At 66.7% G+C, this 21037-nt stretch carries 19 protein-coding genes and 1 pseudogene; 12 read left to right on the top strand and 8 right to left on the bottom strand.

Features of this window, described 5'->3' with window-relative positions; translation table 11 throughout:
- Positions 1 to 209: 209 nt before the first annotated feature.
- The 8 genes from LH400_RS15485 to LH400_RS15450 all read left to right on the top strand — a co-directional run bounded on the left by LH400_RS15485 (position 210) and on the right by LH400_RS15450 (position 10555).
- Positions 210 to 1967 carry a sensor histidine kinase gene (locus LH400_RS15485; RefSeq protein ID WP_229153643.1) on the top strand — a complete coding sequence of 586 codons (1758 nt, stop codon included), beginning with the start codon at positions 210 to 212 and terminating at the stop codon, positions 1965 to 1967.
- A gap of 158 nt (positions 1968 to 2125) precedes the next feature.
- Positions 2126 to 3553: a methylmalonyl-CoA mutase family protein gene (locus LH400_RS15480; RefSeq protein ID WP_229153641.1), complete on the top strand. Its 1428-nt coding sequence runs from the start codon at positions 2126 to 2128 to the stop codon at positions 3551 to 3553.
- The gene (gene scpA / locus LH400_RS15475; RefSeq protein ID WP_229153639.1) at positions 3550 to 5712 is read left to right on the top strand and encodes a methylmalonyl-CoA mutase; all 2163 of its coding nucleotides are present in this window, start codon (positions 3550 to 3552) and stop codon (positions 5710 to 5712) included. Before LH400_RS15480 ends, scpA begins: the two co-directional genes overlap by 4 nt.
- A 77-nt stretch (positions 5713 to 5789) precedes the next feature.
- Positions 5790 to 6011 carry an AbrB/MazE/SpoVT family DNA-binding domain-containing protein gene (locus LH400_RS15470; protein ID WP_229153638.1) on the top strand — a complete coding sequence of 74 codons (222 nt, stop codon included), beginning with the start codon at positions 5790 to 5792 and terminating at the stop codon, positions 6009 to 6011.
- Positions 6008 to 6394 carry a type II toxin-antitoxin system death-on-curing family toxin gene (locus LH400_RS15465; RefSeq protein WP_229153637.1) on the top strand — a complete coding sequence of 129 codons (387 nt, stop codon included), beginning with the start codon at positions 6008 to 6010 and terminating at the stop codon, positions 6392 to 6394. The genes LH400_RS15470 and LH400_RS15465 overlap by 4 nt, the downstream gene beginning before the upstream one ends.
- Positions 6391 to 7443: a magnesium transporter CorA family protein gene (locus LH400_RS15460; protein WP_229153636.1), complete on the top strand. Its 1053-nt coding sequence runs from the start codon at positions 6391 to 6393 to the stop codon at positions 7441 to 7443. Before LH400_RS15465 ends, LH400_RS15460 begins: the two co-directional genes overlap by 4 nt.
- A gap of 151 nt (positions 7444 to 7594) precedes the next feature.
- The gene (locus LH400_RS15455) at positions 7595 to 9532 is read left to right on the top strand and encodes a putative bifunctional diguanylate cyclase/phosphodiesterase (protein WP_229153635.1); all 1938 of its coding nucleotides are present in this window, start codon (positions 7595 to 7597) and stop codon (positions 9530 to 9532) included.
- Positions 9533 to 9790: 258 nt separating this feature from the next.
- On the top strand, positions 9791 to 10555 hold the full coding sequence (locus tag LH400_RS15450; RefSeq protein WP_491014612.1) for an N-acyl amino acid synthase FeeM domain-containing protein: 765 nt from the start codon (positions 9791 to 9793) through the stop codon (positions 10553 to 10555).
- Positions 10556 to 10628: 73 nt separating this feature from the next.
- Here LH400_RS15450 and pqqE read toward each other — a convergent pair whose 3' ends face one another.
- The 4 genes and pseudogenes from pqqE to pqqA form a co-directional block, all read right to left on the bottom strand.
- Entirely contained in the window at positions 10629 to 11732 is a 1104-nt protein-coding gene (pqqE, locus tag LH400_RS15445) for a pyrroloquinoline quinone biosynthesis protein PqqE (RefSeq protein ID WP_370638422.1), read from the bottom strand.
- Positions 11733 to 11776: 44 nt separating this feature from the next.
- Positions 11777 to 12822, bottom strand: a pseudogene (gene pqqC / locus LH400_RS15435) (pyrroloquinoline-quinone synthase PqqC).
- Positions 12819 to 13733, bottom strand: a complete 915-nt coding sequence (pqqB, locus tag LH400_RS15430) for a pyrroloquinoline quinone biosynthesis protein PqqB (protein WP_229154406.1) — start codon at positions 13731 to 13733, stop codon at positions 12819 to 12821. Before pqqB ends, pqqC begins: the two are co-directional and overlap by 4 nt.
- Positions 13734 to 13775: 42 nt before the next feature.
- The gene (gene pqqA, locus LH400_RS26385; RefSeq protein WP_369695419.1) at positions 13776 to 13853 is read right to left on the bottom strand and encodes a pyrroloquinoline quinone precursor peptide PqqA; all 78 of its coding nucleotides are present in this window, start codon (positions 13851 to 13853) and stop codon (positions 13776 to 13778) included.
- Positions 13854 to 14080: 227 nt separating this feature from the next.
- Here pqqA and meaB point away from each other — a divergent pair, with 227 nt between their 5' ends.
- Positions 14081 to 15076, top strand: coding sequence for a methylmalonyl Co-A mutase-associated GTPase MeaB (gene meaB, locus LH400_RS15425; RefSeq protein WP_229153630.1), 996 nt, complete (start codon positions 14081 to 14083; stop codon positions 15074 to 15076).
- An 83-nt stretch (positions 15077 to 15159) separates the two neighbouring features.
- Here the strand turns inward: meaB and LH400_RS15420 are convergent, their stop codons facing one another.
- From LH400_RS15420 to LH400_RS15410, 3 genes are all read right to left on the bottom strand, one after another.
- Positions 15160 to 15690 carry a GNAT family N-acetyltransferase gene (locus LH400_RS15420; RefSeq protein ID WP_229153629.1) on the bottom strand — a complete coding sequence of 177 codons (531 nt, stop codon included), beginning with the start codon at positions 15688 to 15690 and terminating at the stop codon, positions 15160 to 15162.
- A gap of 5 nt (positions 15691 to 15695) precedes the next feature.
- The gene (locus LH400_RS15415) at positions 15696 to 16253 is read right to left on the bottom strand and encodes a helix-turn-helix domain-containing protein (RefSeq protein WP_370638399.1); all 558 of its coding nucleotides are present in this window, start codon (positions 16251 to 16253) and stop codon (positions 15696 to 15698) included.
- Positions 16254 to 16373: 120 nt separating this feature from the next.
- Positions 16374 to 17276: a LysR family transcriptional regulator gene (locus tag LH400_RS15410; protein ID WP_229153627.1), complete on the bottom strand. Its 903-nt coding sequence runs from the start codon at positions 17274 to 17276 to the stop codon at positions 16374 to 16376.
- A 134-nt stretch (positions 17277 to 17410) separates the two neighbouring features.
- On the opposite strand from LH400_RS15410, the gene LH400_RS15405 reads away from it, so the two are divergent.
- The 3 genes from LH400_RS15405 (at position 17411) to LH400_RS15395 (ending at position 19647) form a co-directional block, all read left to right on the top strand.
- Positions 17411 to 17956, top strand: coding sequence for a carboxymuconolactone decarboxylase family protein (locus tag LH400_RS15405; RefSeq protein WP_229153626.1), 546 nt, complete (start codon positions 17411 to 17413; stop codon positions 17954 to 17956).
- A 68-nt stretch (positions 17957 to 18024) separates the two neighbouring features.
- Positions 18025 to 18657 carry a pyridoxamine 5'-phosphate oxidase family protein gene (locus tag LH400_RS15400; RefSeq protein WP_229153625.1) on the top strand — a complete coding sequence of 211 codons (633 nt, stop codon included), beginning with the start codon at positions 18025 to 18027 and terminating at the stop codon, positions 18655 to 18657.
- A gap of 192 nt (positions 18658 to 18849) precedes the next feature.
- Positions 18850 to 19647, top strand: a complete 798-nt coding sequence (locus LH400_RS15395) for an NYN domain-containing protein (protein WP_229153624.1) — start codon at positions 18850 to 18852, stop codon at positions 19645 to 19647.
- Positions 19648 to 19998: 351 nt separating this feature from the next.
- Here the strand turns inward: LH400_RS15395 and LH400_RS15390 are convergent, their stop codons facing one another.
- Positions 19999 to 21003 (bottom strand): asparaginase, encoded by a 1005-nt coding sequence (locus LH400_RS15390; RefSeq protein ID WP_229153623.1) that lies wholly within the window; start codon positions 21001 to 21003, stop codon positions 19999 to 20001.
- Between the last annotated feature and the right edge of the window lie 34 nt (positions 21004 to 21037).

Here is a 21037-nt window from a genome sequence, read left to right as displayed (position 1 = left end):
AAAGGCCGGCGACGGCTACCGCGGCGCCAGATTATGGGAAACGGGTGTCCGGAAATGACCGCCCTGGAGCGGCCGGGCGCTCCGTCCTGCGTCACCGCAGACCAATTCGGCATCAAACTGTTTCATTTACGGTCAATGATGGAAAAACGTCGGGCGCTGTCATAAGGTGGCCCCAGAAAGTAACGAGGATCGAACCGACGGGAGCCGCGATGCCGACGAGGCAGGGCATTGCGGAAGGCGGTGAGGCGATGGCGTTCGAGGCGGATGCGGTGCATGCAGCACCTGGCGAGCGGGACGAGGGCGGCAGGGCGAAGATCCGCTCGGCGACGCTTTCGCGCCTCCTGCGGCGGCCGCCGCTCATCGCCCATCTCGTTCTCTTCGCGCTGACGGTTCTCGTGCCGGCACTGCTGTTCAGCGCCTTCCTGATCCTGCAATTCTCCGAGCAGCAGCAGCAGATCGCGGCAGCGCAGGTGAACGACACGGCGGAGATCGTCTCGAATGCGGTCGACCGGGAAATCTACGGGCTGATCACGATGGGCCGCGTCCTGGCGGCGTCCCCGGCCATTCCGAACGAACGCCTCGACGCCTTTCAGGAGCGGACGGCGGCGGCGCTGCGCAATACGCAGACCAGCGCCGAGTTGGTCGACCGGTCGATGCAGGTCGTGGTCGCCACCCAGCCGGCACAGTCGAGCGTCCCGCCGACCTTCGACGATTCCGCGACAATCGAGCGGGCCTTCTCGACCATGCGGCCGGTGGTCTCCGGCGTCTCGTTCCGGAAGGAAAGCGGCAATTTCGTCTATCACGTCGCCGTGCCGGTGGTCGAAGGCTCGACCGCCCGCTACGTGCTCGCCCTGACCAAGGCCGCGACCTCCTTCGAGGCGGTCATCGCCGACCGCAACCTGCCGCGGGAATGGTCGGCGATCATCAAGGATTCCGAGGGCCATCGGGTCTTCGCCGCGGTGACCAGCGGCGGCAAGATGCAATCGCGGCAGGGGATTTCCTACGACAATCCCTCGATCATCGAGGCGATCGGCTCCGGCACCCGCACCGACCTCATCGAGGCATCGACCGTGTCGAGCCTGTCCGGCTGGACGACGACGGTCGCGGTTCCGAGCGCGGTCATCGACGGCCCGACCTACCGCTCCTGGATCCTCCTCTTCGGCGCCGGCTTCCTGCTCCTCGCCTTCAGCGTCGCGCTCGGCATCATCTTCGGCCGGCGCATCGCCGAGCCGATCCTGTCGCTCGCCCAGCAGGCGGAGCTGATCGGTAAGGGCCTGCCCGCGACGACCATCTCGACCGACATCGCGGAAGTCGGACAGGTCTCCAAGGTCCTCGCCCAGGCCTCCCGCGAGCGCCGCGAGGCGGAGGAGCAGAACCGCTTCCTGATGCGCGAGATGACGCACCGGGCCAAGAACCAGTATGCGCTGGTCGCGGCGATTGCGCGCCGCGCCGCCAAGGAAAGCTCGGACACCAACAAGTTCCTGGCGACCCTGTCCGACGCCCTCGCATCGCTGGCACGTTCGGCCGATCTCCTGGCGGGCCGTGGCTGGCAGAGCGTCGACATGGACGATCTCGTCGCGATGCAGCTGAAGCCCTTCGGCGCCGATACCGATCAGATCGAAAGCTGCGGACCACACACGCCCCTGAATGCGGCAGCGGCGCAGACGATCGGCCTTGCCCTGCACGAACTCGCCACCAACGCCGCCAAATACGGCGCTTTGTCCAGCTCCGAGGGACGGGTGCGCATCTCCTGGTCGCTCGGCGACGAATTCACCCTGGTCTGGCGCGAAAGTGGCGGGCCGCCGGTGATCGAGCCGAAGAGCTCCGGATTCGGCACGCTGGTGACGCAGAAGATGACCGCGCGCGGGCTCGGCGGCCAAGTGGATATGAACTATGCGCGGGACGGCGTCGTCTGGACGCTGACGGCACCCTCCGACGCCATCCGGCCGCAGCCGGAGCACAGCTGACGGCGGCGGTTCTGTCGCTGCCTCATCCGAAGGCGGCATTTTCTCTCGCCGCAATGTGTCCTATGCAGATCATCCGCGAACCGCGACGCGCGGCGGCGAAGCCCGCAGTCGCGATTTCCGCGGACGGATCGTGAACGCGTCGGGAGGGCGGATTCGGCATGGATGACGAGGCTTTTCCGAGCGCGGACGAGGCGGCGTGGCGCACTCTCGTCGAGCGGTCGCTGAAGGGACGGAGTTTCGAGACGCTCTCGACGCGCGCCGCCGACGGCTTCGTCTACGGACCACTCTATCCTCGCATGGCGGAAGCGTCTCCCCTCGCCCACTGCAGCGACGGGCCCTGGATCATCCACCAGCGGGTCGACGATCCCGATGCGGAGCGCGCCGGCCGGCAGGCCCGGACGGATCTCGAAGGCGGCGCCGGTGCCCTGTCGCTGTGCTTTGCGGGGTCGCTCGCCGCGCGGGGCTTCGGCCTCTCCCCCGACGCCGATACGGTGGCCAAGGCGCTGGAAGGCGTCGCGCTCGATCTCGTCACGCTGCGCCTCGAGCCCTGCCGCGACACGGAGGCTGCGGCCGAGGCCATCGCCAAGCTCGTCGAGGCGCGCGGCCAGGCACTTCCAAATCTGGCGATCGATCTCTGCCACGATCCGCTGGGGGTCGCGGCCTTCACCGGGCACCTTTCCGGCGACGGGGCGAGCGTCCGCAGCGCGGCTGCCCAGCACTTCCGCAGGTGGCGGGAGATCGGCTTTTCCGGTCGGCTCGCCGAGGCCGACGCCCGCATCTTCCACGATGCAGGCGCGACAGCGGGCCAGGAACTCGGCGCCGTCCTCGCCGCGGCCGTCGAGCATTTGCGCTCGGGCGAAGCGGCCGGATGGTCCGTTGCCGAGGCCGCCGCGGCGATCGGATTCACCCTTTCCGTCGACCAGACCCAGTTCGAGCAGATCGCCAAGCTGCGGGCCTTGCGCCTCTTGTGGGCGCGCGTCCTCGAGGCCTGCGGCGAGGCCCGGCCGGCGCCAGCCCGCATCCACGCCGAGACTTCGTTCCGCATGATGGCGGCGATGGACCCGCACACCAACGTCCTGCGGGCGACGATCGCAGCCTTTTCGGCGGGGGCGGCCGGTGCCGACAGCCTGACGGTCCTGCCGCACACCCTGGCGCTCGGCCTTGCCGACCCGGCGGCGCGTCGGCTCGCCCGGAATGTGCAGGTCATCCTGCAGGAGGAGACCGGGCTTGCGCGGGTGCTCGATCCGGCCGCCGGCTCGGGCGCCATCGAGACGCTGACCGAGCTCACCGCCGAGGTCGCCTGGAGCGAGTTCCAGAAGATCGAGGCCGAAGGCGGCCTTGCGGCAAGCCTTGTGTCCGGCGCCCTGCAGAGCCGCATCGCGGATGCGCGCCTTGCCGCCGAACATCGTCTCGAGGCCGGCCAGCCGCCGATCGTCGGCACCAATCTCTATCCGCCGAAGGACGAGCGATCCCATCCGCTCCTCGAGGCCGAGCCGGTCGTGGAAACGACGACCGGGGGCGGCGGCGTGTCGCTGGAGCCGCTCCGTCCTTGCCGCCTTGCCGCCAGTCTGGAGACCGCCCGATGAGCGCCATTCCGGATTTCGCCGCCCTCGCCTGGAAGCGTCCGGCGACAGGCTTCGCCGACCCCTCGCGGCGCGAGGTCGTCGAGACGCCCGAAGGCATCGAAGTGCCGCGGGCGAGCTTCGGCGCCGACCTCGCCGATCTGCCCCATCTCGGCACCTTTCCCGGCATCGCCCCCTATATTCGCGGGCCCTATCCGACGATGTATGTCGAGAAGCCCTGGACGATCCGGCAATATGCCGGCTACTCCACGGCGGCGGAGTCCAATGCCTTCTACCGCCGCAACCTCGCGGCCGGGCAGAAGGGCCTGTCGATCGCCTTCGACCTCGCCACCCATCGCGGCTATGACAGCGACCATCCCCGGGTTGCCGGCGATGTCGGCATGGCCGGTGTCGCGATCGACTCCATCATCGACATGCGCGAACTCTTCGACGGCATCCCGCTCGCCGAGATGACGGTGTCGATGACCATGAACGGCGCGGTCCTGCCGGTGCTCGCGCTCTACATCGCCGCCGCCGAGGAACAGGGCGTCGCCGAGGCCGATCTTGCCGGGACCATTCAGAACGACATCCTGAAGGAGTTCATGGTCCGCAACACCTACATCTATCCGCCGAAGCAATCGATGCGGATCATTTCGGACATCTTCGCCTATACCTCGAAGCACATGCCGAAATACAACTCGATCTCGATCTCCGGCTACCACATGCAGGAGGCGGGAGCGACGGCGGATCTCGAACTCGCCTATACGATCGCCGACGGCATCGAATACGCCCGGGCGGGTGTCGCCAGCGGCCTTGCGATCGACAAGTTCGCGCCGCGCCTGTCCTTCTTCTGGGCGATCGGCATGAACTTCTTCATGGAGGTGGCCAAGCTTCGCGCCGCGCGCCTCGTCTGGGCGAAGCTCATGCAGAAGCACTTCTCGCCGCAGGATCCGCGCTCGCTGTCACTGCGCACGCACAGCCAGACCTCCGGCTGGTCGCTGACCGCGCAGGACGTGATGAACAACGTCGTCAGGACATGCGTCGAGGCGATGGCGGCGACGCAGGGACATACCCAGTCGCTGCACACCAATTCCTTCGACGAGGCCCTGGCGCTGCCGACGGACTTCTCCGCCCGGATCGCCCGCAACACCCAGCTCATCCTCGCGCACGAGACGGCGACGACGCGGCTGATCGATCCCTGGGGCGGATCGGCCCATGTCGAGCGCCTGACCCATGTGCTCGCCGAAAAGGCGATGGCTCACATCGAGGAGGTCGAGGCGATGGGCGGCATGGCCCGGGCGATCGAACGCGGCCTGCCGAAGCTCAGAATCGAGGAGGCTGCCGCCCGCACCCAGGCCCGCATCGATTCCGGCGCGCAGACGGTCGTCGGGGTGAACAAGTTCGTCAGCGACGACATGAGCGAGATCGACGTCCTGCGCGTCGACAATGCCGACGTGCGTCGCCAGCAGATCGCCAAGCTCGACCGGCTGAAGCGCGAGCGCGACCCGGCCGAGACGGAACGGGCGCTCGCCGCCCTCACCGACGGCGCGAGGGGAGACGGCAATCTCCTGGAGCTCTCGATCGCGGCCGCGAGGGCCAAGGCGACCGTCGGCGAAATCTCGGCGGCGCTGGAGACCGTGTTCGGCCGCCATGTGGCGACGAGCCAGATCGTTTCCGGCGTCTACAAGCGGGAGGCCGGCACGATGTCGGATCGGATCGAGAAAGTGCAGGCGCTGAGCGAGGCCTTCGCCGAGGCAGAAGGGCGTCGCCCGCGCATCCTCGTCGCCAAGATGGGGCAGGACGGCCACGACCGTGGCCAGAAGGTCATCGCCTCCGCCTTCGCCGATCTCGGCTTCGACGTCGATATCGGTCCGCTCTTCCAGACGCCGGAGGAAGTGGCGCGCCAGGCCGTGGAGAACGACGTGCACATCGTCGGCGCCTCCTCGCTCGCCGCCGGCCATCTGACGCTCGTGCCCGAACTGAAGGCCGCGCTCGAAGCGGAGGGGCGCGGCGACATCATGATCGTCGTCGGCGGCGTCATCCCGCCCCAGGATGTCGAGGCGCTGAAGAAGGCCGGCGCCGCGGCGATCTTCTTTCCGGGCACGGTCATCGCGGAGGCCGCGGAAAGCCTGATCCGCGATTTGTCGCGCCGCCTCGGCCATGACAAGCTCGCGGCCGAGTGAGCGTCTTGCGGGAGTCATGATGGAACGCTAGTTATAACGATGCGGACCGCGTCCGCATCGTCATGAGGGCTCCAGGCATGAACACCGTCGTGCGCAAGATCGGCAATTCCGAGGGCGTCATCCTGCCGAAGGAGATCCTCGAGCAGGCCGGGCTGGTCACCGGAGACCGGTTGACCGCGATCGTGTCCGAACAGGAGATCCGGCTGGTCAAGGCCGATTCGGACTTCGATGAGGAACTGGCCCATGCGCGGACCTTCATGGACAAGTACCGCGACGCGCTCAGCAAACTCGCCAAATGACCTGGCGCTGGATTTCGCAGGCGAGCGTCGAGGTTTTCCATAGCGAACAGATCGAGCGGTTTGGCGGAGCCCGCGGCCTACGGGACCTCGGCATGCTACAATCGGCGCTCGACTGGCCGCAGAACAAGGCCGCCTATGGCGAGCCGGACGCCTTCGATCTCGCCGCTGCCTACCTCTATGGCATCGCGCGCAACCATCCGTTCGTCGACGGCAACAAGCGAACCGCGATCGTCGTCGCGGCTGTTTTCCTGATGAAGCACGACTATCGGATCACCGCCGACAACGGGATGGTCTACCAGTTCGTCATGGACGTTGCCGCGGGCGCGGTGAGCGAAGAAAGCGCGGCGCGCTGGTTCAGGGATTTCACGGAGAAAGCGGCTTGATCGAAGCCTATGAGCCCGAGGGCGTGCGCGCCCGCCGCCGCAAGGTTGCGCCCGGCGACATCCCAGAGACCGCCATCTGGCTAGACCTCCTCGATCCCTCTGTGGAGGAGGTCGCGGCGATCGAGGCGCTATGCGGCATCGACGTGCCGACGCGCGAGGAGATGCGCGAGATCGAGGTCTCGAGCCGGCTCTATTCGGAGGACGGCGCCGATTTCATGACCGCCGCCGTCGTCTACGGCCTCGACAGCGGCAAGCCCTCCTTCGCGCCGGTGACCTTCATCCTGGTGCACGGGCGCCTGATCACCCTGCGCTACAGCGAACCCAAGAGCTTCGCGATCTTCTCGGCGAAGCTGTGCCGCGACACGGCATCGGTCGCCCGGGCAAACGGCAATGGCGGGGTGACGCCACCCCCGCTCGGCCCGGCGATCAACGCTTCCGAGGAACGCCCGACGAACGCCCAGGCGATCCTGATCGGCCTCCTCGAAACGGTGATCGACCGCGTCGCGGATCTTCTGGAGGCGATCTCGGCGGATCTCGACCGGATCGGCGACGACGTCTTCAACTCCTCGAAGCAGAAGCGGCCGACAGAGACCGACGATTTCAAGTCGCTGCTGCGGCGGATCGGCGCGGCCGGCGACCTCACCTCGAGGGTTCGCGAAAGCCTTGCGACGATCGACCGGCTCCTGCCCTTCATGCAATTGGTGCTTGACCGGCGCAAGCCGACGAAGGACGCCAAGCTGCGGGTCAAGGCGATGATCCGCGACGTGCATTCGCTCAACGACTTCGTCTCGTTCCTCTCCAACAAGACGACCTTCCTGCTCGACACCACGGTCGGCATGATCTCGATCGAGCAGAACGCGATCATCAAGATCTTCTCCGTCGCCGCAGTGGCCTTCCTGCCACCGACCCTGATCGCCTCGATCTACGGCATGAACTTCAAGGACATGCCTGAGTTGAACTGGGCCTATGGCTATCCTTACGCACTGGTCCTGATGGTCTTTTCGGCAATCGTCCCGCTTATCTTCTTCCGATACAAACATTGGTTGTGAATTAAGGAATAATCAGGACTGTCGAGGTAGACACTTAAGGCGGGAGCGCGCCTTCAATGCTGACACGCGTGCTCATATTAGCCGAAGGTAAGACTTCGTTATCGCCAGCGTCGTAGGGTGCTCTGACTCTCGCCTGCGACAAGTTGGCTGAATGACGGAATATGGCGCGACAGATCCCGCCGAAGACATGGACGACGAGGCTGTCGTCCGCTCGCTCTTCGGGGATCTTCCCTCTTTTACGCTAGGCGCCATTTCGGCGCTGGCCGGCGCCGTGCTGACCGGATTCTACTCCGACACGCTCTGGGTCTGGATCGCCGTCGCAGCCGTCACACTCGTCCGCTTCGCCACGATGGCGTCCTTCCTGAAGCGCGCAGGCCGGGGCAGCCTCGACACGCGGTACTGGCGGCAGGTCTATGCGATCGTCGGAACCGCGCATGTCCTGGTGCTCGGATGCTGGGCCCTTTCGATCTTCTGGTCCGCCGACAGCCAGTTCTCCGAGCTGATGTCGTTCGCGATCTGCGTCGGCTATCTGGTCGGCGTCCAGGGGCGCAATTTCTCCAGCGAGATCATCGTGCGGCTGCAATTGATCGCCGCCGCGGTGCCGATGGTTCTCGCGCTGATGGTCAAGGGATCGCTGGCCTACGCGGCGCTCGCCCTCTTCTTCCTGCTCTTCGTCCTGTCGATCCTGCGCACGTCGCAGCGCATGAACGAGACCTTCTCGGCGGCGGTCAGCGCCGCCAGAGCCAACAAGAAGCTGGCCGAGACCGATCTTCTCACCGGCCTGCCGAACCGGGCGGCCATGCGCTTCATCATCGAGGAGGCGACTGCCGACCGCGGCATGCCCTTCGCCCTGCATTTCGTCGATCTCGACCGCTTCAAGCACATCAACGATTCGCTCGGCCATGCCGCGGGCGACCGCATGCTGATCGAGGTGTCCCGGCGGTTCACGGCGGTCGCCGGGGACCGCGCAGTCGTCTCCCGCTTTGCCGGCGACGAGTTCGTGATCCTGCACCGGGGGGTCGGAACGCTCGCCGAGGCCGAAGCCTTCGCCGCCCGGCTGATTGAGTCGCTTGCCACGCCGATCGAGCTCGGCGGCATCGCCGTGGTGATCGACTGCTGCGTCGGCACGGCGCTCTACCCGCGCGACGGCGCCGACGCGGCGATCCTCACCCAGCGCGCGGACACGGCGCTGTTTGCTGCCAAGCGGATCGGCAAGGGCCACCACAGCGCCTTCTCCACCCAGATGGCGGAGATGGAGGAGGAGCGACTGTCGCTGGAGACCGATCTGCGGGCGGCGCTGGCGCGGGGCGAGCTCGGCCTCGCCTTCCAGCCGATGCTGGCGCCGGACGGCACCATCGTGACATGCGAGGCGCTCGCGCGCTGGACGATCCCCGGCAAGGGCGCCGTTTCACCCGCCAAGTTCCTCCCGGTCGCCGAGGAAGCCGGTCTGATGACCCTTCTCACCGACCATGTCTTCGCACTGGCCTGCGAAACGGCCGCAAGCTGGCCGGGCAATGTCGGCGTCGCGGTCAATCTGTCGCCGGGACAGCTTCACCGCATCGACCTCGTCGACATGGTCGAGCGCGTCTGCCGCAAGGCCGGGCTTCCGCTGTCGCGGCTGGAGATCGAGATCACCGAGGAGTCGACGGTCAATTTCGACGGCTGCGTGCTCGAAAGCCTGATGCGGCTGAAAGCGCTGGGTATTCGGCTGTCGCTCGACGATTTCGGGACGGGCTACTCCAATCTCGGCCGCATCGGCCGACTGCCGATCGACAAGATCAAGATCGACCGCAGCTTCGTGACCCAGATCGAGATGGACGAGCGCCAGCACGCCTTGTTGAAGGGCGCGATCGGCTTCATTGCCTCGCTCGGCCTCGACATCGTCGTCGAGGGGGTCGAGACGGTCGGCCAGCTGGAGATGCTGCATCGCGAGAAGGCGGTGACCGCCATCCAAGGCTTCGTCTACGGCTTTCCGCTACCCGCGCAAGGGATCGCCGCGCTGCTCGCGAAGGCCGAGGGCCGAACCGGCCGGAACGACCTGGAACCGCGCCTGCGCGCCTCGACCTCGGCCGACGCGCGGAGCCGCTGAGAGCGGCACGACCGCCTCTCCAGCGCCGCTCAAGGCTTTTCCCTCATCTCGAAGGCCCGGACATCTCCGGCGGCCATACATGCTGGTATCGCCAGGCTTTCCCGACGTCTCTCGCGCGCCTGACAGCCGGGAGAGGATAATTGCAATTAACTATAGGGATTGATTAACCCTAATTCCTATACAATTTAAGTCAAACTTTCTTGAAATTGTTGCGATGCTCGTCCAGTCTGTTTGTGCATAAGCGATAGGGGCGCGCTGATGAACATGCAGGTTAAACCGAGTTCATTCCAAACACATCTCACCGATATTGCTTCTCGTGTGCGATATTTCCGGGCAGATGACGCGCTAGACCGCGAGAGGATTTTCAGACTTCGATATGATGCCTACCTAGCGGAAGGCGCAATCGATCCCAATCCCGAGCGTATGTTCTACGATGCGCATGACGAGGACCCGAACGCTTTCATCTTCGGCATCGAGTTCGACGGCTGGCTGGCCGGCTCGATCCGCGTTCACGTCTGCTCGCCGGAAATGCCTTATGCGCCGGGCCTGGAGGTGTTTTCGGACATTCTCGAACCCCTGCTCGAGGCGGGCGAGAGCTTTTCCGACCCCACCCGCTTCGTCATGGACCCGAAGATCCGCGCCGAGACGCCGCTGATGCCGCATTTCGGCCTGCGCCTCGGCTCCATGGCCTGCGACCATTTCGGCCTCGACCAGATCCTGGCGACGGTCCGGCTCGAGCACGCGCCGTTCTACAAACGCCTGTTCGGCATGACCATGCTGTGCGGGGAACGCGACTATCCCTCGCTCAAGAAGCCGATCTGCATGATGGCGGGCTATATGAGCGACATCCGCGAGAAGTCGTATCGCCGCGTCCCGATCTTTCCGTCGACGCCGGCCGAGCGGGCCATGCTCTACGGCCCGTCCACCGACCGCTCGATGCGCAATCGTCCGGTCGCGGCCGCGGGCTCGCCGTCCGGCGCGCATCAGGACTGGCAGGACTCCAAGAGCCCGCGCAGCGCCTGAGACGAAAGCGCCGCCTCTCGCGCCCCCCGGTGCGAGGGGCGAGGGGCGAAGGCAGCGGCAATCGGAAGATGTGTCAGCCGGCCCGGAAGCCGCGATAGGTGGCGGCGCCGGGATCGACGACTGCCGAGGCTTCCGTCGTCGCGATCTCGCCGAGCCGCTCGTGCAGCGGTGACTTGATGCAGGCCGGATCGGTATTGGCCGCATCCCCGGTCAGCGCCAGGGCCTGGCAGCGGCAGCCGCCGAAATCGACGTGCTTGCGCTCGCAGGAGCGGCAGGGCTCCTTCATCCAGTCTGTGCCGCGATAGGCCTCGAAGGCCGGCGAGGACTGCCAGATGTCGGCCAGCGAATGCTCCCGCACCGTCCAGAAATCGAGATGCTTGATCGTTTCGGCGGCATGGCAGGGCAGCGCCTTGCCGGACGGAGTAACGCTCAAGGTGCGCGCCCCCCAGCCACCGTTGCAGAGCTTCGGATAGCGGGCGTAATAGTCGGGGAAGACCGCGTCGATGACGAGCTTGCCCTTCAGCCGTTCGCGGGCCGCCTCGACCTCGCCGATCGTGCGGTCGACATCCTCGCGCGCCGGCATCAGCTGCGCCCGGTTCTTCAGCGCCCAGCCGTAGTATTGCGTATGGGCGATCTCCAGGCGCTTGGCTCCGAAGGCGACGGCCTTGTCGATCATCGCCGGGACCTGATGGATGTTCATCCGGTGGATGACGGCGTTCAGCGTCAGCGGGAATCCGCGCGCCACGACGGCGTGGGCGAAGGCTTCCTTCTTCTCGAAGCCACCGCGATAGCCGCCGACGAGTTCGGTGATCCCGGCATCGGCGCCCTGCAGCGACAGCTGGATATGATCGCAGCCCGCATCGAACAGGGCGTCGAGCTGCGCCTCGGAGACCCCGATGCCGGAGGTGATGAGGTTGGTGTAGAGCCCGACCTCGGCAGCATGCCGGGTCAGCTCGACGATGTCCTTGCGCGCCGTCGGCTCGCCACCGGACAGATGCAGATGGATGACGCCGAGCTCGGCGGCTTCGGAGAAGACGCGCTTCCACGTCTCGGTATCGAGCTCGGAGGAGCGCGGGTCGAGCTGAAGCGGGTTCGAGCAATAGGTGCAGCGCAAGGGGCAGCGATGCGTCAGCTCGGCAAGGAGGCCGAGCGGCGGTGCCGGCCTCGGCCTTTCGATCGGGCCCTCGCGAGCCGCCGGTCGGTCGTCGAGAAGGGTTTCGCTCATAGCGTCACCATCTGCTTGTCGGCGAGGTCGAGGAGAAAGCTCTCCACGTCCGGCCGGATCGTCGCCTCGTCGGCGGTGAAGACCTCGGTCAGCTGCCGGACGATCCCCGCGAAGTCGGTCTTGCCGTCGATCCGCTTGAGGATCTCGGTCGCGACGCCGTCGGCATTGAAGATCCGCTCCGGCCCGACGAGGATGAACCCGCCGCGGGCCTTGTCCTCGCGGAACTTCACCCCGTGCGGGAGTTTCGGAACGGTGCCGTCGGCAATCGTTGTCATGCGGCCGCTCCGACCGCGACCAGGGCCTCTCCCGGCCGCCAGGCGTCGGGCGGGATCAGACCCGGCTCGACATAGGAAAAATGGAGCGCATCGAGCTGTGCCCACAGGACGTGGCACTTGAAGCGCAGGGCGGCAAGCACCGCCTGCTGCTCCTCTGGCCGCCTGGCATGTTCCAGGCAGTACTCGAGCGCGAAGTCGCTGTCGCGCTTGGCCTGCACGGGACGCTTGTCGAAATAGGCCAGTGTCTCCCGCGATATGAAGTCGTAGTGCTGGAGCATGCCCTTGGTGCGGACCCCGATCACGTTCGGCGAGAACAGTTCGGTCAGCGAGGAGGCGATGGCTTCCAGGAGCGTGCGCTCGCGCACGAAATGGACATAGGCGTCGACGGCGAAGCGCGTTCCCGGCAGGATGCCGCGGCCCGAGACGACATAGTCGCGATCGAGGCCGACGCCGTCGGTGAGAGCGATCCACTTCTCGATGCCGCCGCGCTGCCCTTCCTCGCCGTCATGGTCGATGATGCGCTGGCGCCATTCGCGCCGAAGCTCGGGCGTATCGAGCCGGGCGAGGATGTAGGAATCCTTCACCGGGATGTTCGCCTGGTAGTAGTAGCGGTTCAGCGCCCAGGCCTGCACCTGCTCGCGGGTCAGTTCGCCGTTCTGCAGCTTGATCTGGAAGGGATGCAGCGAATGATAACGCTCGGCCCCGATCTGCCGCAGCGCCGCCTCGAATTCCTGCCTGTCCATCATTGCCGGTGCGGATGCCGTCATGGCACGATCTCCATCCCATCGCGGGTGACCGTCCAGCCGGCGGCCTCCACCGCGTCTCGCTCCTGCGAACCCCTGATCAGGATCGGGTTCGTATTGTTGATATGAATATAGGCGCGCGCGCCGATGCCGAGATCATCGAAGGCGTCGATGCTGCCGCCCGATCCCGAGATCGGGATGTGGCCCATGCGCCGGCCGGTCTTTACACCGACGCCGGCATTCTTCATTTCCTCGTCCTCGAACACCGTGCCGTCGAACAACAATGCGTCGGCGCCTCTGACACGATCGCGCAGGGCGTCGCTCACGCGGGCACAGCCGGGAATGTAGAAGGCGGTCCGCCCGTGGGCGGAGAGCCGGACACCGACCGTCATCTCGCCCTCCTCGCCGACATCGACCTCGCCGCGCTCAAGATAGAGCGGCACTTTGCCCGGCACCGAGAATATTTCCACTTCGAGCCCAGGCACAGGCGTGAAGGCGCGGTTCAACTCGACAGGCTGGCGCGAGACATGCGCTGGATCGAGGACCGCAAAGACGTCGTTCTGGGCGATCACGTCGAGGACACCGGCCGTGCCATACAGCGAAAAGTCCTGCTTTTCGCGCAGCGTCAGCAACCCCGCCACATGGTCGACATCGCCATTCGTCACGAGGACCGCGGAAATCGGGCTTGCTCGCCCCGAGCCGTCCGCATCGCAGGCGGTCGGCATCATCGGCGGCGAATTCAGGATCTGCTGGCGCAGGTCCGGGGAGGCATTGAGGAGCAGCCAGTGCTGGCCGTCCGCTGTCACCGCAATCGAAGACTGCGACCGGGCCTCGACCCGCTCATCACCCTCCCAGTACAGCCGGCAAACACGGCAAAGGCAGTTCCACTGCGGAAAGCCGCCACCCGCCGCAGATCCAAGAACAAAAAGCCGCAGGCGAGGATCACCTCGCCTGCGGTCGTCTTCTTGCATCGTCAATTAGAATTCGACCGGCATGTAGCCGTTGATTTCCATGGCGACGCAGACTTCGGTGACGACGGGCTTGTTCCAGGCCATAGTACTTCTCCCAAAGGGTTGAGCGAGACCGATAAATCGGCCTTTGCTTTCGATGCCCACGAAGGCGATTTGATACCATGGGGCACCCTGTCGCAAAACCCCGGCCGACCCGCTTTGGTTGCTTCTTCGCAATATCGGGAATGTTTCCCAACCCGGACCCGTCGCGCGCAGTGCGCGCAAGACCACGCCCGGTCGACAGGGGCCGCCGGCGGCTCTATGGCAGGGCCATGGCAGAGGCACCCGACGCAGAGACATTGGCAGCCGGGATCCGCAGCGGCGGGCGCGCGGCGCTCAGCCGCGCGATCACGCTGGTGGAATCGACGCGCGCCGACCACCGCCTGCTCGCTGCCGCCGTGCTCGATCGGCTTTCCCCGACGCCGGCCTCGACGATCCGGATCGGCCTCAGCGGCGTGCCGGGAGCGGGCAAGTCGACGTTGATCGACGCGCTCGGCTCCAGCCTGACCGCGCGCGGCCACAAGGTCGCGGTCCTCGCGGTCGACCCCTCCTCAGTCCGGAGCGGCGGCTCGATCCTCGGCGACAAGACCCGCATGGGCCGGCTTTCCACCGACGCGGCGGCGTTCGTGCGCCCCTCCCCCTCGTCCGGAACGCTCGGCGGCGTCGCGGCCAAGACCCGCGAGACCATGCTTCTCTGCGAGGCCGCCGGCTTCGACGTCGTCATCGTGGAGACGATGGGCGTCGGCCAGGCCGAGACGACGGTCGCCGGCATGGTCGATCTGGTGATCCTCCTGATGATCGCCGGCGGCGGCGACGAGTTGCAGGGGATCAAGAAGGGCATCCTCGAAATCGCCGACATCGTCGCGCTGAACAAGGCGGACGGCGAGAACCGGTCACGTGCGGAGACGGCCGCATCCGAATTACGTTCGGCGCTGAACATTCTCGCGCCGCCCTCCCCCGACTGGCGGGTGCCGGTGACGAGCGTCTCGGGAGCGACCGGCGGCGGTCTCGCCGATCTCTGGGAAAGGGTCGAAGAGTTCCGCAGGATCCACCGCGAGAACGGCGCCTGGCAGAAGCGGCGCGCCGAGCAGCGGGTCGCCTGGTTCCGCGCAAGGCTCGACGAGGAGCTGCGCCGCCGGGTCCTCGGCAGCCGGGAGGCCCGCGCGAGCCTTGCCGAGGCCGAAGCTGCGGTGCGTTCCGGCGACCGCGCCCCGGAGGCCATGGCGGACGCGGTGCTCGACGCGCTCGGCCTCCCCGCGGGAGGCTGATACCAGCATTTCCAACGCCTACTGGTATGAGCCGGCGGGCTGTCAGACATGCCGCGACGGGCCCTCTGCCCGCGTGGGTGTCGTCAGAGATGCTTGTACATGATGGTCGTCGCCTCGAGCGCATCCCCCTGCGGCGCGCGTGAATAGCCGGGGATCGTGCCCACGACCTGAAAGCCGAGAGAGCGGTAGAGCGGTTCGGCGGCGTCGCCCGTGCGTGTGTCGAGCGTCAGGAGCCGGCGGCCCATTTCCACGGAGTACGCGTCGATCGCGGCCATCAGCGCCCGCGCGATCCCACGGCGGCGATGCTCCGGATGGACGAGGACCTTGGAGACGTCCGCCCGGTGCGGCTGGTTCGGCGGCGTGTCGGTCGACAGCTGCGCCGTGCCGAGGATCCGGCCCCCGGCCTCGGCGATCAGCACCAGCCGCGTGCCCTCTCGCGCGGCCGGCAGGACCTTCGAGCGCCAGAACGCCTCCGCCTCTTCAAGGGGAAAGGGCAGGACGAAATTGACGCTCGCGCCCGCATGGACGCAGGCATGCAGCAGCGCGGCAAGATCCGGAATACGGCGGTCGAGGTCTTCGGCCGGAAGCTGCGAAATCACGACGTCGGAAAGCATGTCGATCACACCATGAACAAGAGGTAGCGTGCCCCGCAATCATCGGGGGTTTCGAAGGCGGACGGTCCGAACAGTCGGTAGCGCAGGCAGTCGCCGGGCGTCAGATCATGGACCCGATCCTCGATCGTGACCGACAGCCGGCCCTCGATCAGAACGAGGTGATGCTCGAGGCCGCCGCGAGCCGGCGCTTCATAGGCGATGCGACGGCCCGGCGCGAACGTGCCCTCGATCACTTCGCCCGCCAGCGCCGCGGCCGGCGGCGAGACGGAGCGGCGGCGAAAGCCCGTCTCGGGATCGACCCAGACCGCCTGCTGCTCCTGATCGAGCTGCGGGGTGAAATCGTCCTCGACCATGCTGAGGAGCCGCGAGGTCGTCAGCCCGTAGGCCGCGCCGAGCCGGCCGAGGACGCTCGCCGTCGCGCTCACCTCGGCCTTTTCCAGGCGCGACAGCGTCGCCCGGCTGACCCCGCTCAGGCCGGCCAGCTCGTCGAGCGACCAGCCGCGGCCGGACCGCAGGGCCCGGAGCCGGACTGCGATGCGCTGATCGATGCTGTCGTCGCTCAAGATCTCTCTCATATTCGAGAATTTATCCCAGAAATGACAAGGCGCGCAAGCACTACCCCCGCCGGGCAGACCGGCCGGACCCGTACCGGAACGTCCGTTGAACCGCCCCTCGCTGAGCGATCAGAGCGCGCTCAGCCGCCTCTTCAGCCGGCCGGTCGCGAAGTCCAGGAAGACCCGCACCTTGGAGGCGAGCGTGCCGCCGCCATGAAGCAGATGGACGGGAAGCGGGTCGACCTCGAAGCCGGCGAGGATGATCTCCAGCGATCCCGCGGCGATCGCGTCGGCGCACTGATAGTGGAGCACGCGGGTCGCGCCGACCCCTTCGGCGGCGGCCGAGACCGCCGCTTCTGCCGTGCTGACCGAGAGGCGCGGGCGGATCGGCACATCGGCGGTTCCCATGCCGCCCGGCACCGAGAACGTCCAGGCCGCGCCACACGACAGGAATTCGAAGTTCACGCAGGGCAGGCCGGCGAGATCCTCGGGAGAGCGCGGTTCGCCCCGTTCCGCCAGCAGCGCCGGGCTGGCGCAGACGACCGTGCGCATCGCGCCGACCCGGGTGGCGACCATGGCGCTGTCCGGCAACCGGCCGATCCGCAGCGCCACGTCGAGATGGTCCTCGACCAGATGCAGGTTACGGTCGGACAGGATCAGCCGCACGTCGATCTCGGGATAGAGCCGGAGGAATTCGGTGACGAGCGGCAGGATGTGCAGGCGCCCGAAGAACACCGGCGCGGTCAGAAGCAGTTCCCCGCGGGGTGCGTGAAACTCGCCGGCGGCCGTGCGTTCCGCCTCGTCGATCTCGTCGAGGATGCGGCGGGCGGAGGCCACATAGGCGGCTCCGGCATCGGTCAGCGCCACCTTGCGGGTGGTGCGGACGAGAAGCCGTGTCCCCAGATGCGCCTCGAGCTCGCTGACCTTGCGGCTGACGGTCGCCAGCGGCACCCCGAGATCGCGGCCGGCGGCCGAGAACCCGCCTCTGTCGACCACCCGCAGCAGGATCGCCATGGAGTCCAGCCTGTCCATGATTGCTCCATTTTATGGAAGTATCATTCCCGAAATCAGCTGATTATCTTCCAGAGCGGAACGCAATACCTCTCTCCCTGTCAGCCGGCTCCAGCCAGCCAGATCGCCGGCCCCCAACACGGAAGGAAAAACCCATGTCCCGTATCGCCATTCCCGCCCGCGACGATGTTCCCGAGGCATCGCAGCCCATCCTCGACGCCATGAACAAGCAGCTCGGCACCGTCCCGAACATGTTCCGGCTTCTCGCGACGAGCCCGGCTGCGCTGCAGGGATTTGCCGGCAACAACGCAGCGCTCGCGAAGACGCTCGACGTCAGGACGCGCGAGCGGATCGCGCTCGCCGCCGCCGAGGCGAATGGCTGCGACTACTGCCTTTCGGCGCACAGCTATCTCGCGCTCAATCTCGCCAAGCTGACACCGGAGGAGGTCGCGCGAAATCGCCGGGGCGAATCCGGCGACGCCAAGGCCCATGCCGCCGTCAGCTTCGCGGCGAAAATCGTGCGCGAGCGCGGACATGTCACCGACGCCGACGTCGAGGCGGTCCGACAGGCCGGCTTCAGCGACGGCGAGATCGTGGAGATCGTCGCGGTCGCGGCGGAGAACGTCTTCACCAATCTCCTCAACACCGTCGCCGCCACCGAGATCGACTTCCCGGTCGTCTCGGCGCGCGAGGCCGCCTGACATGCAAGCGGACCGGTGGTCGTACGCCGGTCCGCCCTTTTCGCCAGAACCCTCCAAGGAGAGCCGCCATGTCATACGGATTTCTCGATATCGCCACGACGCCCAGCGTCCGCGAAGTGCAGGCGCAGATGGGGGCGGATCGCATGTGGCGGACATTCGACGGCGACCGGCCGTCCGATCGCTTCACCGAGGCCGAAGCCGCGTTCATCGCCGAGCGCGACAGCTTCTATCTGGCGACCGTCTCGGAGACCGGCTGGCCCTATGTCCAGCACCGCGGCGGGCCCGCCGGCTTCCTCAACCTGGTCAACGATCGCACCCTCGCCTTTGCCGATTATCGCGGCAATCGCCAGTATATCAGCGCCGGCAATCTCTCGGCCAACAATCGCGCGTCTCTGTTTCTGATGGACTACGCGCAGCGCATGCGCCTGAAGATCTACGCCGAGGTCGAAACGCTCGCCCTCGATGCCGACCCGGTCCTCGCCGACCTCGTCGCCGTGCCGGGCTACCGGGCAAAACCGGAACGAATGTTCCGGCTGCATCTCAAGGCGTTCGACTGGAACTGCCCGCAGCACATCACGCGGCGATTCAGCGAAAGGGAAGTCGCCGAGGCGGCTCGGGTGCTCAACGATCGCGTGAGCCGGCTCGAAGCCGAGAACGCGGACCTGCGGGCGCGCCTCGCCGGTGAGGGCGTCCCGGCCTGAACCGGCAGCGGAGCGCAATCGCGGACAGGCGCGGGCGAAGCTGTTCGGCCGGGCAGTGTCGGCGCAGCAAAATCCCGACACATCGGCTTGCGCCGCGCATCGTCCGAGCCCAAAACCCAGATTGCGCCGCCATCACCTTTGCCGGAGCCGCTGCCGCCTTAGTTGCCACCGCGACCGACAAGAGGAGCCGCCATGTCCGCGACCGCCCGCCCCGACCGCACGCCGAGGCTTGCGGTGCTGATCGATGCCGACAACGCCTCGTCGAAGATCGCCGACGGCCTGTTCGAGGAGATCGCCAAGATCGGCGAGGCGAGCGTCAGGCGGATCTATGGCGACTTTTCCAACCAGCGCTCGAAGGGCTGGGCCGACATCCTCGCGCGCCATGCGATCATCCCGCAGCAGCAATTCGCCTATACGCAGGGCAAGAACGCCTCCGACATCACCCTCGTGATCGACGCGATGGACCTTCTGCACTCCGGCCGGTTCGACGGCTTCTGCCTCGTCTCCTCCGACAGCGACTTCACAAGGCTCGCGGCCCGCATCCGCGAGCAGGGCGTCGACGTCTATGGCTTCGGAGAACAGAAGACCCCGGAGAGCTTCCGCCAGGCCTGCCGGCGTTTCATCTATACGGAGAATTTGCTGCCGGAGCGGATCACCGCCGGCGAGGACGATGCGCGCTCGACGCCGCTCGCCAAGCCGCAGGAGGCGGCGGACCTGTTCAAGCGGGTGATCGACCAGATGGATACCGAGGACGGCTGGGTGAATCTCGGCACGTTCGGCAAGCAGATCCAGAACCTGTCGTCGGATTTCGACCCGCGCACCTATGGCTACAAGAAGCTGTCCGACCTCGTGCGCTCGACCGATCTCTTCGAGGTGGACGATCCGGAGGGCGGCAGCGTGCGCATCCGTCTGAAGCCGCGACCGGCCCAGCGTCGGCGACGCGCACCCGCGCGGCGCAGCTCGCCCCGCAGCAAGCCGGCCGCGAGCTGAATTGCACCCGGACCATCGCAACCGCGAGGGTTCAGAACATGAAGCATTGCCCATCAACGCATTGCACGCCGAAGTATCTCGTATGAATAACCCTGGGAGCGGCGGACAGATTGAGCCTGTTCCACGACTCCGGCGGCCCATAGGCCGCTCCCGGGGAGATGTCAGTCAAAAAGCCGCTGGACAGAGCTCCGAACAACAAGCCCTGCCGTCATTGCGGCAACCTGCTGGGGTGGTTCCATGGGTGCCTCCCTCTGCGTCATCACGCCAGAGGAAGGTTACGCCGATGCTTGCGATCGTCAATCCGCTTTTGGTGCGCCGGCCAAAAAGTGATCGGGCAGCCGGGCGCCGGCGTCACAGCAGCTGATACGCCCGGATCTCGCCGGTCTCGATCTCTTCCCAATTGTGGATCGTTCGCTGCGCGAGCGCGTCGAACCGCTCGGCAAGATCCCTGTCGCTGTCGCGGACGGCCCGCGAAATCACCGCTGCGGCGAGTGTCTCGCTGGCGCGGTGGGCGCCGTCGTCGATCTTGAGGGCGAAGCCGAGGCCGAGCTCGGGGAGCGCGCCGCAGAAGACGCCCTCGGCGCCGGTCTTGACGAAGACCCGACCGGGCGCGGTCTCCATGAGCGTCTGGCAGGCACGTCCGGTGCCGGACATCTCCCAGGGATGCGCCATGCAGGCCTGAATCAGGTTCTGGCCGGCCTCTGCCCGCTGCGGCGAAATGCCCTGCCCGCTGACGAGCTTGGCGAAGCCCTGGGCAAAGCCCTGGAGCGGAGCGGCATAGGTGGGGATCGAGCAGCCGTCGGTTCCGCAGACGTCGAGATTGAGGCTCTGCCCGACGAGATCCTCCATCACGGCCTTGGTTCGTAGCTGCACCGGATGGTTGACGCCGACATAGCCGGCGGTCTCCTCGCCCCTGTGAACGGCAGTGCACAGGAAGCCGGCATGCTTTCCGGAGCAGTTGTTGTGGAGGGGGGTCGGTTCCTGATCGCGCCGAACCATGTCGAAGGCGACCGCCTGACTCGAGGGCCAGTGGCAGCCGCATTCGAGCGCATCCGCCCCAAGCCCGGCACGCTTGAGGATCGCGTCCGCCCGGGCCACATGGGCGGGTTCGCCGGCATGCGAGGCGCAGGCTAGCGACAGATCTTCCGGCGTGAAGCCGAAGGCCGCGGCGGCTCCGGTCTCGACCAGCGGGATCGCCTGGAAGACCTTGATGGCCGAGCGTGGAAAGACCGGCCGGGCGATGTCGCCCTGGCTGGCGATCACCTTTCCGTCGGCCGCCACCAGCGCAAAGGCGCCGCGATGGAAGCTCTCGACGAGAGGGCCGCGCGTCACTTCGACGAGAACCGGGTTTTCCATCTGTCGTCTCGATCCTATTGTGGAAACTTCTAGG

The organism is Jiella soli (assembly GCF_020615385.1).
Taxonomy (GTDB): domain Bacteria; phylum Pseudomonadota; class Alphaproteobacteria; order Rhizobiales; family Rhizobiaceae; genus VKMB-3413.
Note: the sequence above shows the minus strand (reverse complement) of the source record. Positions and strands in the feature narration are given on the sequence as shown.

Bases quoted from the DNA above. Each gene is read 5' to 3' on its own strand.
- LH400_RS15450 (WP_491014612.1), top strand. From the start codon at position 9,791: ATGAACATGCAGGTTAAACCGAGTTCATTCCAAACACATCTCACCGAT.
- pqqA (WP_369695419.1), bottom strand. From the start codon at position 13,853: ATGGCCTGGAACAAGCCCGTCGTCACCGAAGTCTGCGTCGCCATGGAA.
- LH400_RS15420 (WP_229153629.1), bottom strand. From the start codon at position 15,690: ATGCTTTCCGACGTCGTGATTTCGCAGCTTCCGGCCGAAGACCTCGAC.
- LH400_RS15455 (WP_229153635.1), top strand. From the start codon at position 7,595: ATGACGGAATATGGCGCGACAGATCCCGCCGAAGACATGGACGACGAG.
- LH400_RS15400 (WP_229153625.1), top strand. From the start codon at position 18,025: ATGTCATACGGATTTCTCGATATCGCCACGACGCCCAGCGTCCGCGAA.
- LH400_RS15390 (WP_229153623.1), bottom strand. From the start codon at position 21,003: ATGGAAAACCCGGTTCTCGTCGAAGTGACGCGCGGCCCTCTCGTCGAG.
- LH400_RS15485 (WP_229153643.1), top strand. From the start codon at position 210: ATGCCGACGAGGCAGGGCATTGCGGAAGGCGGTGAGGCGATGGCGTTC.
- LH400_RS15410 (WP_229153627.1), bottom strand. From the start codon at position 17,276: ATGGACAGGCTGGACTCCATGGCGATCCTGCTGCGGGTGGTCGACAGA.
- LH400_RS15405 (WP_229153626.1), top strand. From the start codon at position 17,411: ATGTCCCGTATCGCCATTCCCGCCCGCGACGATGTTCCCGAGGCATCG.
- meaB (WP_229153630.1), top strand. From the start codon at position 14,081: ATGGCAGAGGCACCCGACGCAGAGACATTGGCAGCCGGGATCCGCAGC.
- LH400_RS15470 (WP_229153638.1), top strand. From the start codon at position 5,790: ATGAACACCGTCGTGCGCAAGATCGGCAATTCCGAGGGCGTCATCCTG.
- scpA (WP_229153639.1), top strand. From the start codon at position 3,550: ATGAGCGCCATTCCGGATTTCGCCGCCCTCGCCTGGAAGCGTCCGGCG.
- LH400_RS15480 (WP_229153641.1), top strand. From the start codon at position 2,126: ATGGATGACGAGGCTTTTCCGAGCGCGGACGAGGCGGCGTGGCGCACT.
- LH400_RS15395 (WP_229153624.1), top strand. From the start codon at position 18,850: ATGTCCGCGACCGCCCGCCCCGACCGCACGCCGAGGCTTGCGGTGCTG.
- LH400_RS15465 (WP_229153637.1), top strand. From the start codon at position 6,008: ATGACCTGGCGCTGGATTTCGCAGGCGAGCGTCGAGGTTTTCCATAGC.